The sequence below is a fragment of the Streptomyces sp. G5(2025) genome (assembly GCF_049542075.1).
Classification (GTDB): domain Bacteria; phylum Actinomycetota; class Actinomycetes; order Streptomycetales; family Streptomycetaceae; genus Streptomyces.
In genome coordinates, this window is record NZ_JBMUZT010000006.1 from 1,987,605 (window position 1) to 2,001,748 (window position 14,144).

11 protein-coding genes and 2 pseudogenes are annotated in these 14,144 nt (G+C 70.0%); 5 read left to right on the plus strand and 8 right to left on the minus strand.

The window, feature by feature from the left end:
• The first annotated feature begins 118 nt into the window (after nucleotides 1-118).
• The gene (locus ACOBQB_RS19880) at nucleotides 119-520 is read left to right on the plus strand and encodes a hypothetical protein (protein WP_423593490.1); all 402 of its coding nucleotides are present in this window, start codon (nucleotides 119-121) and stop codon (nucleotides 518-520) included.
• A gap of 104 nt (nucleotides 521-624) precedes the next feature.
• On the opposite strand, the gene ACOBQB_RS19885 is transcribed toward ACOBQB_RS19880, so the two are convergent.
• The 4 genes and pseudogenes from ACOBQB_RS19885 to coxB form a co-directional block, all read right to left on the minus strand.
• Entirely contained in the window at nucleotides 625-1,872 is a 1,248-nt protein-coding gene (locus tag ACOBQB_RS19885; RefSeq protein ID WP_423593492.1) for an Ig-like domain-containing protein, read from the minus strand.
• A gap of 134 nt (nucleotides 1,873-2,006) precedes the next feature.
• A pseudogene (locus tag ACOBQB_RS19890) lies at nucleotides 2,007-2,404 on the minus strand (cytochrome c oxidase subunit 4).
• Nucleotides 2,401-4,143 carry a cytochrome c oxidase subunit I gene (ctaD, locus tag ACOBQB_RS19895; protein WP_423593494.1) on the minus strand — a complete coding sequence of 581 codons (1,743 nt, stop codon included), beginning with the start codon at nucleotides 4,141-4,143 and terminating at the stop codon, nucleotides 2,401-2,403. The pseudogene ACOBQB_RS19890 and the gene ctaD overlap by 4 nt, the downstream one beginning before the upstream one ends.
• Complete coding sequence (gene coxB / locus ACOBQB_RS19900; RefSeq protein ID WP_423593495.1) at nucleotides 4,140-5,102, minus strand: cytochrome c oxidase subunit II; 963 nt, start codon at nucleotides 5,100-5,102, stop codon at nucleotides 4,140-4,142. The genes ctaD and coxB overlap by 4 nt, the downstream gene beginning before the upstream one ends.
• A 315-nt stretch (nucleotides 5,103-5,417) precedes the next feature.
• Here coxB and ACOBQB_RS19905 point away from each other — a divergent pair, with 315 nt between their 5' ends.
• Complete coding sequence (locus ACOBQB_RS19905; protein WP_423593496.1) at nucleotides 5,418-6,797, plus strand: cysteine desulfurase/sulfurtransferase TusA family protein; 1,380 nt, start codon at nucleotides 5,418-5,420, stop codon at nucleotides 6,795-6,797.
• Here ACOBQB_RS19905 and ACOBQB_RS19910 read toward each other — a convergent pair whose 3' ends face one another.
• Entirely contained in the window at nucleotides 6,798-7,772 is a 975-nt protein-coding gene (locus ACOBQB_RS19910; protein ID WP_423593498.1) for a carbohydrate kinase family protein, read from the minus strand. It lies immediately after the preceding gene.
• Between the two features lie 158 nt (nucleotides 7,773-7,930).
• Between ACOBQB_RS19910 and ACOBQB_RS19915 the strand changes: the two genes are divergently transcribed.
• A complete protein-coding gene (locus ACOBQB_RS19915) occupies nucleotides 7,931-8,131 on the plus strand; it encodes a hypothetical protein (RefSeq protein WP_423593500.1) in 201 nt (66 codons plus the stop codon).
• A gap of 153 nt (nucleotides 8,132-8,284) precedes the next feature.
• Nucleotides 8,285-9,787 (plus strand): hypothetical protein, encoded by a 1,503-nt coding sequence (locus ACOBQB_RS19920; RefSeq protein WP_423593502.1) that lies wholly within the window; start codon nucleotides 8,285-8,287, stop codon nucleotides 9,785-9,787.
• 109 nt (nucleotides 9,788-9,896) lie between these two features.
• On the opposite strand, the gene ACOBQB_RS19925 is transcribed toward ACOBQB_RS19920, so the two are convergent.
• The gene (locus ACOBQB_RS19925) at nucleotides 9,897-10,253 is read right to left on the minus strand and encodes a HesB/IscA family protein (protein ID WP_030933606.1); all 357 of its coding nucleotides are present in this window, start codon (nucleotides 10,251-10,253) and stop codon (nucleotides 9,897-9,899) included.
• A gap of 285 nt (nucleotides 10,254-10,538) precedes the next feature.
• On the opposite strand from ACOBQB_RS19925, the gene nadA reads away from it, so the two are divergent.
• The gene (gene nadA, locus ACOBQB_RS19930) at nucleotides 10,539-11,747 is read left to right on the plus strand and encodes a quinolinate synthase NadA (RefSeq protein WP_423593505.1); all 1,209 of its coding nucleotides are present in this window, start codon (nucleotides 10,539-10,541) and stop codon (nucleotides 11,745-11,747) included.
• 109 nt (nucleotides 11,748-11,856) lie between these two features.
• On the opposite strand, the gene ACOBQB_RS19935 is transcribed toward nadA, so the two are convergent.
• Both ACOBQB_RS19935 and ACOBQB_RS19940 read right to left on the minus strand, forming a co-directional pair.
• Complete coding sequence (locus ACOBQB_RS19935; RefSeq protein WP_423593507.1) at nucleotides 11,857-12,537, minus strand: response regulator; 681 nt, start codon at nucleotides 12,535-12,537, stop codon at nucleotides 11,857-11,859.
• Nucleotides 12,534-13,765 (minus strand): annotated as a pseudogene (locus ACOBQB_RS19940) (sensor histidine kinase). The gene ACOBQB_RS19935 and the pseudogene ACOBQB_RS19940 overlap by 4 nt, the downstream one beginning before the upstream one ends.
• Nucleotides 13,766-14,144 lie beyond the last annotated feature (379 nt).

A 14,144-nucleotide genomic window follows, 5' to 3' on the forward strand; every position in this document is an offset into this window, starting at 1 on the left:
AGTGTCTGTGGGGTGTGTCCTGCCCGTATGGCCCATCGGAGGCCTGTCCGAACCGCTGTTGACGGGGTGTCGGGAGGAGTAGCATCCGCGCATCGGTTCCCGATGATCTGGAGGAACAATGCAGCCGACCGCCACGGTGCTGGTCTACAGCGACAACGCGAGCACCCGCGAGCAGGTCCGGTTGGCCACCGGGCGCAGGCCGGCGACGGACGTTCCCGAGGTCGAGTTCATCGAGTGCGCGACCCTGCCGGCCGTGCTCAAGGAGTTGGACAAGGGCGGCATCGACGTCTGCGTGCTCGACGGCGAGGCGAAGCCCGCGGGCGGCATGGGCGTGTGCCGCCAGATCAAGGACGAGATCTTCCGCGCGCCGCCGGTGCTGCTGCTCATCGGGCGCCCTCAGGACGCCTGGCTGGCCACCTGGAGCCGCGCGGAAGCGGCGGTGACCCTTCCGGTCGACCCGGTGGAGTTCGCGGACGCCCTGGCCGCCCTGCTGCGCAGCACGCAGGCCGTCGAGGCCTGAACGGATCCCGTGGCGCGCCACAGAGGGCCCGGCGCCTCGGCGCAGGGCCCTGTGCGCCGTTCTGTGCCGTTCAGTGCCGCTCAGCCGTGCCGTTCGGCGCGTCGCTAGACCTGTGGCCGCAGCCGGGCCGCGTCGGCCGCCGCGTCGCGGCCTTCCTTGGTGCCGGCGAGCAGCGCGCTGCCCTTGCGCCACGTCTTCCAGCTCATGTTCCAGTCGCCGAGGCCGTTGCCGAACGTCGGCATGTCCTCGCCCGCGCTGTTGATCACCTTCACCAGGTCGCCCTGCCGCACGGTCTCGTAGAACCAGGCGGCGTTGCCCGTGCTCATGCCGGTGCAGCCGTGGCTGGTGTTGGCGTAGCCCTGTGAACCGACCGACCAGGGCGCGGCGTGCACGTACTCGCCGGAGTCGGTGACGCGCGTCGCGTAGTAGACCTGCTTGTCGTAGAAGTCGGAGGCGCCGATGCTCGCACTGGTCATGCGTACGGAGTACTCCTTGCCGAGCACGACCTTGACGCCGTTGCGGGTGGAGTAGCCGGGCTTGCCCGTGGTCACCGGGATCGAGTTGATCTCCTCGCCGTTGCGGTAGACCGTCATCCAGTGGGACGAGGCGTCCGTCACGGCCTCGATCCGGTCGCCGGTGGTGAACTTCAGCGGCTTGGTCTCGGCGCCCCAGAGCCTGTCGCCGACCTTGATGCCCTCCAGGTTGCTGGAGACGTTGACCGTGGCGTGGGTGGGCCAGTACTCCTTGGGGCGGTAGTGCAGCGTCTCGCTGTCCACCCAGTGCCAGGCGCCCTCGGCCGCGGGCACCGAGCGCACCTTCAGGGAGCGTTCGACGGTCGCCCTGGCCGCCTTGTCCTTCACCGGGGCGCTGAGCGTGGCCGTGACAGGCTGTCCCACGCCGTACTTGCCCGCCTCGGGGCCGAAGGTGACCTTCAGCCGCTTCTTCTTCGCGGGGGCGCCGGTGTCGAAGGTCAGGACCTTGCGGCCCGGTGAGCCCTCGTCGTCCTCCGTGCTCACTCGCACCGTGTAGTGGGCGCCGGCCGCCAGCGGCGCGGTGCTGTGCCACCGGGAGCCGTCGGCGGAGAGCTCGCCCGCCAGGTACCGCCCCATCGCGTCCGTCGCCGTCACATCGGTGATACGCGCGTCGTCGCCCTGTGCGGTGACTTCCAGGGGCTTGTCCGGATCCGCCTTCTTGCTGCCCACAGGGCCGTTGAAGGCGACGTGGCCGGCCGCGTCGTACGGCTTCGCCGAGAGCGGGTGGCCGTCGGAGCCGCATGCCGTGGCCCCCGCGCCGAGGGCGGCCACCAGCGTCGTGCAGCTCAGTACCGTGCGGATTCGCGGTGAGTGGCTCATGAACTCACGGTATGGACGTTGACCCGGTCCGGCGCGGTGAGTGACCCGTCCGGGTGTCAAGCGCGACACGCCGAGGGGCCCGGACTCTCCTGACGGAGTGTCCGGGCCCCTCGGTGCGGATGCGAACTACAGACTCACTGGGTCTGGTTCTCGCCGCGGTAGTACTCGAAGACCCAGCCCCACAGACCGATCAGCAGCAGGGGGGCGGAGAAGTACAGCAGCCACCAGCCGATGGCGATGCTCATGAAGGCGAGCGCGCCACCGACGGCCAGCGAGAGCGGCTGCCAGCTGTGCGGGCTGAAGAAGCCCACCTCGCCGGCTTCGTCCGCGACGTCGGCCTCCTTGTCGTCCTGTGCGGAGGCGTCGACCCGCCGGGCCGTGAAGGCCAGGTAGTAGCCGATCATGATGCACAGGCCGAAGGCCAGGAAGAGCGCCGTGGTACCGGCCGGCTCCTCGACCACACGCCATAGACGATCGCCATGGCGAGGACGAAGACGCTCAGCCAGATGAACATCTTGCCCTGGATCTTCACTTCGCGGCCTCCTTGTCGCCGCCGAACAGCGCGGTGTCCTTCTGCCCGTCGTTTTCGAGCTGGCCGAGGGCGGCGATGTCCGGGTGGTGCAGGTCGAAGGCCGGCGATTCACTGCGGATGCGCGGCAGCGTGAGGAAGTTGTGCCGCGGCGGCGGGCAGGACGTCGCCCACTCCAGCGAACGGCCGTAGCCCCACGGGTCGTCGACCTCGATCTTCTTGCCGTACTTGGCCGTCTTCCAGATGTTGTAGAAGAACGGCAGGATCGACAGGCCGAGCAGGAACGAGCTGATGGTCGAGATCGTGTTCAGCGCGGTGAAGCCGTCGGCGTGGAGGTAGTCCGCGTAACGACGCGGCATGCCCTCGGCGCCCAGCCAGTGCTGGACCAGGAACGTGCCGTGGAAGCCCACGAACAGCGTCCAGAAGGTGATCTTGCCAAGGCGCTCGTCCAGCATCTTGCCGGTGAACTTCGGCCACCAGAAGTGGAAGCCGGAGAACATCGCGAAGACGACGGTGCCGAAGACCACGTAGTGGAAGTGCGCCACCACGAAGTACGAGTCCGAGACGTGGAAGTCCATCGGCGGCGAGGCCAGGATGACGCCCGTCAGACCACCGAAGGTGAAGGTGATCAGGAAGCCGACCGCCCAGAGCATCGGGGTCTCGAAACTCAAGGACCCCTTCCACATCGTGCCGATCCAGTTGAAGAACTTCACGCCTGTCGGTACGGCGATGAGGAACGTCATGAAGGAGAAGAACGGCAGGAGCACGCCGCCCGTGACGTACATGTGGTGCGCCCACACCGTCACCGACAGACCCGCGATGGCGATGGTCGCGCCGATCAGGCCCATGTAGCCGAACATCGGCTTGCGGGAGAAGACCGGGATGACCTCGGAGATGATGCCGAAGAACGGCAGCGCGATGATGTACACCTCTGGGTGGCCGAAGAACCAGAAGAGGTGTTGCCACAGCAGTGCGCCGCCGTTGGACGCGTCGAAGATGTGGGCACCGAACTTGCGGTCCGCCTCCAGGGCGAACAGCGCGGCGGCCAGGACCGGGAAGGCCAGCAGCACGAGGACGGCCGTCAGCAGCACGTTCCACACGAAGATCGGCATGCGGAACATGGTCATGCCCGGAGCGCGCATGCAGATGATCGTGGTGATGAAGTTGACCGAGCCGAGGATCGTGCCGAAGCCGGAGAAGGCCAGACCCATGATCCACATGTCGCCGCCGATACCCGGCGAGTGCACGGCGTCCGACAGCGGCGCGTAAGCGAACCAGCCGAAGTCGGCCGCGCCGTTCGGCGTGAGGAAACCGCCGACCGCGATGAGCGAGCCGAACAGGTAGAGCCAGTAGGCGAACATGTTCAGCCGCGGGAACGCGACGTCGGGCGCGCCGATCTGGAGCGGCATGATCCAGTTCGCGAAACCGGCGAACAGCGGCGTCGCGAACATCAGCAGCATGACCGTGCCGTGCATCGTGAACGCCTGGTTGAACTGCTCGTTCGACATGATCTGCGTGCCGGGACGGGCGAGTTCGGCGCGCATGAAGAGCGCCATCACACCGCCGATGCAGAAGAACGCGAACGACGTGACCAGATAGAGCGTGCCGATCGTCTTGTGGTCAGTGGTGGTCAGCCACTTGACGACGATGTTTCCCGGCTGCTTGCGCCGGACCGGCAGCTCGTTCTCGTACGAGTCCGTTGGTGCTGCCGCGGCACCCTGGGGTTCGTTGAGGATGCTCACAGGTTGTTCGTCTCCCGGTTCTTCTCGTGGGGCGTCTGCTCGATGCCGGCCGGGATGTAACCCTTCTGGTTCTTCTTCGCGAGGTCCTCGAGGTGCTGCTTGTAGCGCTCGGGAGAGACGACCTTGACGTTGAAGAGCATCCGGGAGTGGTCGACGCCGCAGAGCTCGGCGCACTTGCCCATGAAGGTGCCCTCCTTGTTGGGAGTCACCTCGAAGGCGTTGGTGTGGCCCGGAATGACGTCCTGCTTCATGAGGAACGGCACCACCCAGAAGGAGTGGATGACGTCACGCGAAGTCAGGACGAAGCGGACCTTCTCGCCCTTGGGGAGCCAAAGGGTCGGGCCCGGGTTGCCGTTCTGGGGGTTCCGGTCGCCGGGCACGCCGACGTCGTAGACGCCGTTGGCCTTCGCCGGGAAGTCGTCGCGGAACTTGTCCGGGATGGCTTCCAGGTCCTTGGACGTCCTGGCGTTGTCCTTGCCGGAGCCCGGGACGTTCTCGACGTAGTTGAAGCCCCAGCTCCACTGATAGCCGACCACGTTGATCGTGTGGGCGGGCTTGTCTTCGAGCTCCAGGAGCTTCGACTCGTCACGTGCCGTGAAGTAGAAGAGCACCGAGACGATGATGAGGGGGACGACCGTGTACAGCGCCTCGATGGGCATGTTGTAACGGGTCTGAACAGGGACTTCCACCTTGGTGCGGCTGCGCCGGTGGAAGATGACGCTCCACAGGATCAGACCCCAGACCAGCACGCCCGTGGCGAGCGCTGCCGCCCACGAGCCCTGCCAGAGGGAGAGAATCCGCGGAGCCTCTTCCGTTACCGGGGTGGGCATTCCAAGGCGGGGGAAATCCTTGTATGTGCAACCGGTGGCGGTCGCCAGGATCAGGCCCGCAGTCAGCACCTGCGGCAGCTTCCGCCGCATCGGGCGCCGCGACGAGCGGTCGGAGCCGTTGGGACTCACGTAGCGCCTTCCCGAGAGTCTCGCCCGCGCGTTCGGCTGCGGCCTTCACGCTGGTCGGTCGCCGCCCTGCGTCGGGCAGGGGTTTGGATGTTTATGCGGACCAAACCCTACTGGACGCATTTTGGGGTCGCGCGGGGAGGGTGCCTAACGCGCCGCGGGTCACTCCGAAGGGTGGGGTGGGCGCCCCTCGGCGCTTTCTGACGGGGGGTCGGGGCGCCCAGGAGCTCGGCGGAATCCGTGGGTCCGCGGGTGCGGGTCCGGTAGGGGCTGGTGGCGCAGTTCCCCGCGCCCCTACGGGGCGCTTAGCGTTGACCTGTGTCCTACTTCGATGCTGCCTCCTCCGCTCCCCTTCATCCCGTCGCCCGGCAGGCCCTGCTCGCCTCGCTCGATGAAGGGTGGGCCGATCCTGCGCGGCTCTACCGCGAGGGGCGGCGGGCCCGGATGCTGCTCGACGCGGCGCGGGAGGCCGCCGCCGAGGCCGTGGGGTGCCGGGTCGACGAGCTGGTCTTCACCTCGTCCGGTACGCGCGCCGTGCACTCCGGGATCGCGGGCGCGCTGGCGGGGCGACGGCGCGCCGGAGGTCACCTGATCGTGTCGGCGGTCGAACACTCGTCGGTGCTCCATTCGGCCGCGGCGCACGAGGCCGCGGGCGGGGAGGTCACCGAGGTGCCGGTGGACCGGGGCGGGGCGGTCGACCCGCAGGCGTACGCCGCCGCGCTGCGCGAGGACACCGCGCTGGCCTGCCTGCAGTCCGCCAACCACGAGGTGGGCACCGAGCAGCCGGTGACCGAGGTGGCGGCGGCCTGCCGGGCGGCGGGGGTGCCGCTCCTGGTGGACGCGGCGCAGTCGCTGCCCTGGGGGCCGGTCGACGGGGGCTGGTCGCTGCTGACCGGCAGCGCCCATAAATGGGGCGGACCGGCGGGCGTCGGGCTTCTCGTCGTACGCAAGGGGGTGCGCTTCGCCGCTCAAGGTCCCGCCGACGAGCGGGAGTCGGGGCGCGCCGCCGGGTTCGAGAACATCCCGGCGGTCGTGGCGGCGGCCGCCTCGCTGCGGGCGGTGCGGGCCGAGGCCGCCGCGGAGGGGGCGCGGCTGCGGGAGCTGACGGAGCGGATCAGGGCGCGGGTGCCCGCGCTGGTGCCGGACGTGGAGGTGGTGGGCGATCCGGTGCGGCGGCTGCCGCACCTCGTCACCTTCTCCTGTCTCTATGTCGACGGGGAGACCCTGCTGCACGAGCTGGACCGGGCGGGGTTCTCCGTCTCGTCCGGGTCGTCGTGCACCAGCTCGACGCTGACCCCGAGCCATGTGCTCAGGGCGATGGGCGTGCTGAGCGAGGGCAACGTCCGGGTCTCGCTGCCCGCCGGCACCGAGGCCGCGGAGGTGGAGCGGTTCCTCGACGTGCTGCCGGGTGCCGTCGGCGCGGTCCGGGAGAAGCTGGGCGCCCCGGTCGCGGCGGAGCGGCGTACGGAAGGCGCGTCGCTCGTCGTCGACGCGCTCGGCAAGCGGTGCCCGCTGCCCGTCATCGAGCTCGCCAAGGTCATCGGGGACGTCCCGGTCGGCGGGACGGTGACCGTGCTCGCCGACGACGAGGCGGCGCGGCTCGACATCCCGGCGTGGTGCGAGATGCGCGGGCAGGAGTACGTGGGTGAGCGGCCGGCGGACCGGGGCAGTGCGTATGTGGTCCGCCGGCTCTCGTGATCAGGCGAGGTGCGAGCGGACCTCGATGGCGGCCTCGTGGCCGTACGCCTTGGTGAAGCGGTCCATGAAGTCGCTGCGGCGCAGCTCGTACTCCTGTGTGCCGACGGTCTCGATGACCAGGGTGGCGAGCATGCAGCCCACCTGCGCGGCGCGCTCGTGGGAGACGCCCCAGGCGAGGCCGGACAGGAAGCCCGCGCGGAACGCGTCGCCCACGCCGGTCGGCTCGACCTTGGCTTCCTCCTCGGGGACGCCGACCTCGATCGGGTCCTGGCCGACGGACTCGATGCGCACGCCGTTCGCGCCGAGGGTCGTCACGCGGTGGCCGACGCGGGAGAGGATCTCGGCGTCGGTCCAGCCGGTCTTGGACTCGATGAGCCCCTTCTCGTACTCGTTGGAGAAGAGGTACGTGGCGCCGTCGAGGAGGGTGCGGATCTCGTCGCCCCCCATGCGGGCGATCTGCTGGGAGAAGTCCGCGGCGAAGGGGATCTCGCGAGTGCGGCACTCCTCGGTGTGCCGGAGCATCGCCTCGGGGTCGTCGGCGCCGATCAGGACGAGGTCCAGACCGCCCACGCGGTCGGCGACCGTCTTCAGCTCGATGAGGCGGGCCTCACTCATCGCGCCCGTGTAGAAGGAGCCGATCTGGTTGTGGTCGGCGTCGGTGGTGCAGACGAAGCGCGCGGTGTGCAGTGTCTCGGAGATCCGGACCGAGGCGGTGTCCACCCCGTGCCGGTCGAGCCAGGCACGGTACTCGTCGAAGTCGGAGCCCGCGGCGCCGACCAGGATCGGGTGGATACCGAGCTGCCCCATGCCGAAGGTGATGTTGGCGGCCACGCCTCCCCGGCGGACGTCGAGTGCGTCGACCAGGAAGGAGAGGGAGACCGTGTGCAGCTGATCGGCGACCAGCTGGTCGGCGAAGCGGCCGGGGAAGGTCATCAGGTGGTCGGTGGCGATGGAGCCGGTGACTGCGATACGCACGGCTGGGTGCTCCTGGAGAGGAGAGACAGGTTGACAGTTCACGCTACCGGGTCCGGAGACCCGCGCTGAAGAGGCAAAACTACCCGATAGTAGGGCTTTTTCCGAGGCGCCCGAATGCTTACGGTTCCGTTATGACCGTTATCCCGAAGGATGTCGTCATGAAGCGTGCGCACAGGCTCCCCGCGGAGACCCCGGAGAGCATGGAGACGCTGCGCGGCGACTGCGCCCGCATGGCTCCGCACTGGGTGGCGCCCACCAGGGCCGCCGGGGCCCCGGTGCCGCCGTCGCTGATCCACGGCGTCACCGTGCCGCCCGCCTCCGCGCGGCTCCTCGACGAGATGTCCGAGTACGGCGACTGAGGGAGACCGGCCCCGGGGCCTCGGCGCGCGCCAGGGGAACCGTGCGCTCCCCCGCTGCGTCCCATCGCTGTCCCCCGTGAAGGGGGTGTTGGGATACGACGAAGCCCGCCCATGGGTTTCCAGGGACGGCAGTGCAGTCGAAGGAGCGATGCGGTGAGCACCGAGCGATCCGTCCATGAGACGGCCGAGCCGCGGCGAAGGCGTGCCCGCCTCGCCGTCGCCTCGGTCGCGGCCACCGTGCTGTTGGTCGGCGGTGGTGGCGCGTACTTCGCGGCGACCGCGTCCGGCGGTGGCGGCGGCCAGGGCAACGGCGGCGCCCCGGCGGGAGACGGCGGCTCCCCGCCGCCCCTCGCGCTGGACGGCTATACGGGCGACGGCGGCAGGAGCGAAGGCAGCGGTGACGGCAGCGCCGGCATCGCGCCCGGTGAGCCCGACCCGAACGGCGTCACGTACAGGGCGACCGGCGAGCTGCCCGAGGGGCCGAAGGCGGCGTCCGTCTATCACGCGCGCGGCGAGGTCACCCGTGGCGAGGTGAGCGCGCTGGCCGAGGCGCTCGGCCTCTCCGGCACGCCGACGGTGCGGGACGGCGTCTGGCGGGTGGAGCAGGGCAAGGACGGTTCGGGCCCCTCGCTCCAGGTGAACAAGCAGGCGCCCGGCACCTGGACATTTGCCCGGCACGGCATGGGCGGCACGGACAACTGCCCCAAGGGCAAGCCCTGTTCGAGCACCTCCACCGCGCCGAACGGCGAGCTGGGCGACGCGGTCGGGGAGAAGGCCGCCAAGGCCGCCGCGGCGCCGGTCCTCAAGGCGCTCGGCCAGGACGACGCGAAGCTCGACGCCCGCCAGCTGATGGGCGCCGTGCGGGTGGTGAACGCCGACCCCAAGGTGGACGGCCTGCCGACCTACGGCTGGTCGACCGGCATCCAGGTCGGCTCGGACGGCCAAGTGGTGGGCGGCAGCGGCCAGTTGAAGACGCCCGACAAGGGGGCCCGGTACCCCGTGATCGGCGCCCGGGAGACCCTGGACCGGCTGAACTCGACCGCCGGGGACGGACGCGTCGGCATCGGCGGCTGCGCGACTCCCGTGCCGCACGCCGACGACAGCACGAAGACGGAGGGCGGCGGCGCGAAACAAGCGCCGTGCGAGCCCTCGTCCGCACCCGCGAAGCCGCGGCCGGTGGCGGTCAGCGGCGCCACCTTCGGGCTCGCGACGCACCACGTGGACGGCAAGCAGACGCTGGTGCCGTCCTGGCTGTTCGAGGTGAAGCCGCAGGGCGCGCGGGACACCTTCACGGTGACGCATCCGGCGGTCGCGCCCGAGTACCTGAGGTCGCCCAGCGCTCCCGGCACCCCGGCGCCCACCGAGGGGCCGGGCGGGCCGGGTGAGCCGGGTGACAAGCGTTCGGCGCGCATCGAGTCCTACAGCGCCGACAAAACGTCGTTGACCCTGCACTTCTGGGGCAGCGTCTGCGCCGAGTACGCGGCGTCCGCGAGCGAGGACGGCGACCGCGTGACCGTCACGGTCACGGAGACCAAGCAGAAGGGCCAGGTCTGCATCATGGTCGCCAAGGAGCTCTCGGAGACCGTCACCCTGGACAAGCCCCTGGGCGAGCGCAAGGTCGTGGACGCCGCGGGCGAGACGGTACGGCGGAAGTAACGCGGAGAAGACGAACGTACAGGCGTACAGACGTACGAAGGCGGCGGCCCCCTGAAGCTCAGGAGACCGCCGCCTTCGTACGTCTGTCCCTCCAGGTGTCCCTACGGGCTCAGCTGAAGGAGTCGCCGCAGGCGCAGGAGCCGGTGGCGTTCGGGTTGTCGATCGTGAAGCCCTGCTTCTCGATGGTGTCGACGAAGTCGATGGAGGCGCCGCCCAGGTAGGGAGCGCTCATCCGGTCGGTGACGACCTTCACGCCATCGAAGTCCTTGACGACGTCGCCGTCGAGCGAGCGCTCGTCGAAGAACAGCTGGTAGCGCAGGCCCGAGCAGCCGCCGGGCTGGACGGCGACGCGCAGGGCCAGGTCGTCCCGGCCTTCCTGCTCCAGCAGGCCCTTCACCTTGGCCGCGGCGGCGTCCGACAGGAGGATGCCGTCGCTCACGGTGGTGGTCTCGTCCGATACGGACATCTGCTTCTCTCCCGGGTTGTACGGAGACTGCTTGCCGACGGTTGCAACCGGCGGGGCCGCGGATTCATTCCGGGCCGAGCGCTTACGTCTTAGGTCTTAACATCTTGCCCCTTCATGCTCGCACATGGTTCTCCCAGGAGCACCGGGCCCTGGGGCGCGGGCCATGGAACGGCGAATGCGTCACATCGACACTATGGCCATCGTCAAACTGACGTGAACCGGTTATGATAGATAGCGTCAATTAGACGAAAACTCGTCTGCAGAAGAGAAAGGGTAGGTGTCGTCGTGACCACCGCCCAGTCCCCGGGGGACCTCGTGGACCTCGATGTCCAGCCCACACCGCTCGCCCTGCTGCTGCTCGGCCGCGAGGCCGACCCCAGGAGCGAGCGCGGCGTCGAGTGCCCCGGCGACCTGCCGTCCCCCTCCGACCCGGACCTGGTGGAGCGCGCCCGGGCCGCCAAGGAGAAGCTCGGCGACAAGGTCTTCGTCCTCGGCCACCACTACCAGCGCGACGAGGTCATCCAGTTCGCGGATGTGACGGGTGACTCCTTCAAGCTGGCACGCGACGCCGCCGCCCGGCCGGACGCCGAGTACATCGTCTTCTGCGGTGTGCACTTCATGGCCGAGTCCGCGGACATCCTGACGACGGACGACCAGAAGGTCGTGCTCCCCGACCTGGCCGCGGGCTGCTCGATGGCCGACATGGCCACCGCCGAGCAGGTCGCCGAGTGCTGGGACGTGCTGACCGAGGCCGGCATCGCCGAGCAGGTCGTGCCCGTCTCGTACATGAACTCCTCGGCGGACATCAAGGCGTTCACCGGCAAGCACGGCGGCACGATCTGTACGTCGTCGAACGCCAAGCGCGCGCTGGAGTGGGCGTACGACCAGGGCGGCCCCGGTGCGACCAAGGTGCTCTTCCTGCCCGACCAGCACCTGGGCCGCAACACCGCCGTGCGCGACATGGGCTTCTCGCTCGACGACTGCGTCGTCTACAACCCGCACAAGCCGAACGGCGGCCTCACATTCGAGCAGCTGCGCGACGCGAAGATGATCCTGTGGCGCGGGCACTGCTCGGTGCACGGGCGCTTCTCGCTGGAGTCGGTCGAGGACGTGCGCGCGCGGATACCGGGCGTGAACGTCCTGGTGCACCCGGAGTGCAAGCACGAGGTCGTGGCCGCCGCCGACTACGTGGGCTCCACCGAGCACATCATCAAGACCCTGGAGGCCGCGCCCGCCGGGTCCAAGTGGGCCATCGGCACCGAGCTGAACCTCGTACGCCGCCTGGCGAACCGTTTCGCCGCGGAGGACAAGGAGATCGTCTTCCTCGACAAGACGGTCTGCTTCTGCTCGACCATGAACCGCATCGACCTGCCGCACCTGGTGTGGACGCTGGAGTCGCTGGCGGAGGGCAACCTCGTCAACCAGATCGAGGTCGACCGGGAGACCGAGCAGTTCGCGAAGCTGGCGCTGGAGCGGATGCTGGCGCTGCCGTAGTCCTGGCCTGAGCCGTAGTCCTGGCCTGAGCCGCGCGTAAGGGGCGTCCGCTGTTGCGGGCGCCCCTTACCGCGGCGGGGCTTCGGGGGTGCGTACGCGAACCCCCGTGTCACTCCACCCGTGGGCGTACCAGGCCCGATTCGTACGCGATGACGACCAGTTGGGCGCGGTCGCGGGCGCCGAGCTTCGCCATCGCGCGGTTCACGTGGGTCTTCACGGTGAGCGGGCTGACTTCGAGGCGCTCGGCGATCTCGTCGTTCGAGAGGCCGCCGGCGACCTGGACGAGGACCTCGCGCTCGCGGGTGGTGAGCGCGTCCAGGCGCTCGCCGCGCACCGACGCCTCGCCGTCCGAACCGTCGCCCTGCGCGAGGAACTTGGCGATCAGCCCCTTGGTGGCCACCGGGGAGAGCAGCGCCTCACCCGCCGCCGCGATGCGGATGGCGCCGAGCAGTTCGTCGGGCTCCGCGCCCTTGCCGAGGAACCCGGAGGCGCCCGCGCGCAGCGACTGCACCACGTACTCGTCGACCTCGAAGGTCGTCAGCATCACCACGCGTACGTGGGCCAGGGCCGGGTCCGCGCTGATCTGCCGGGTGGCGGCCAGACCGTCCGTGCCGGGCATGCGGATGTCCATCAGGACCACGTCGGCCCGCTCCGACTTGGCGAGCCGCACCGCCTGAGCGCCGTCGGACGCCTCGCCGACCACCTCCATGTCGGGCTCGGAGTCGACGAGCACCTTGAACGCGCTGCGCAGCAACGCCTGGTCGTCGGCGAGCAGTACGCGGATCGTCACGCGGTCCCTCCCTTTGCCGTGGTGAGGGGCAGGATCGCATGGACGCGGAAGCCGCCGCCGTAGCGGGGTGCGGCCGTGCAGCTGCCGCCGAGAGCCGTGACGCGCTCGCGCATGCCGAGCAGGCCGTGGCCGCCGCCATCGGTGTTCGGCTCCCGCGTGCCGTCGCCGGCCTTGCCGGGGCCCGGGCCGTCGTCGATGACGGTGACCTCGACGTTCGGGCCCACGCGGACGACGCTGACCTCGGCCTTGGCGTCGCGCCCGGCGTGCTTCTGTACGTTGGTCAGGGCCTCCTGGATGATCCTGAACGCGGCGAGGTCGACGGCCGCCGGCAGGTCGAGGCCGACCTGGCCGAGGGCGACCTCGACGGGCAGACCGGCGTTGCGGAACGTCTCGACGAGCTCGTCGAGGCGGTGCAGCCCGGGGCCGGCTCGGTGGGCGCCTCGGGGTCACCGGTCTGCCGCAACAGGCCAACGGTGGCACGGAGTTCGCCCAGCGCCGAGCGGCTGGCGTCGCGGACGTGCGCGAGCGCTTCCTTCGCCTGGTCGGGCCGCTTGTCCATGACGTGCGCGGCGACGCCCGCCTGTACGTTGACCAGGGCGATGTGGTGGGCGACCACGTCGTGCAGGTCGCGGGCGATGCGCAGCCGCTCCTCGGCGACGCGGCGCCTGGCCTCCTCCTCACGGGTGCGTTCCGCCCGCTCGGCGCGCTCCCTTATGGCGTCCACGAAGGCGCGGCGGCTGCGCACCGCGTCGCCCGCGGCGGCGGCCATGCCGGTCCAGGCGAAGATGCCGAGGTTTTCCTGGGCGTACCAGGGCAGCGGTCCCGAGAGCATCGCGACGCCGGTGAGGCCTGTCATGGTGACCAGGCCGATCCGCCAGGTCGTGGAGCGGTCGGTGGTGGCGGCCACGGTGAAGAGCGCGATGACCGCGCACATCACGACGGGCGCGCGGGGTTCGCCGGTCAGCAGCTCCGTGATGGAGGCGGCGCAGGTGGCGGCGAGCACCGTCCAGGGGGCGCGGCGCCTGAAGACCAGCGCGAGGGCGCCGAGGGCCATCAGGAGCAGGCTCGACAGGTGGGGGGTGCGGGTGCCCCAGGTGGGGCCTTGCTCCCCGTAGGGCTCGGCGAAAGAGCCGACGACCATGCAGACGAGGACGACGGAGGCGAGCGCCGCGTCGACCGCCAGCGGGTGTGTTCGGGCCCAGCCGCGGCCTCGGACGAGAGTGGTCACGGTCAAACGGTACGGGGCCTTGGCGGGGGCCTGAGCGGTTTGTGGGGCTCGGCCCTTGGCGGGCCTCGGGCCGCGGTGAGGCCTTTGCGGGCCTTTGCGGGCTTCTGCGGGTGCGAGGTGGCTGAGCGCGCAGTTCCCCGCGCCCCTGAAGGCGCGCTTCGTCCGGCCTTCGTCGTTTTCCGCGGGTACGAGGTGGCTGAGCGCGCAGTTCCCCGCGCCCCTGAAGGCGCGCTTCGTCCGGCTTCGTCGTTTTCCGCGGGTACGAGGTGGCTGAGCGCGCAGTTCCCCGCGCCCCTGAAGGCGCGCTTCGTCCGGCTTCGTCGTTTTCCGCGGGTGTGATGTGGTGGGGCGCGCAGTTCCCGCGCCCCTTTCAGGGCGT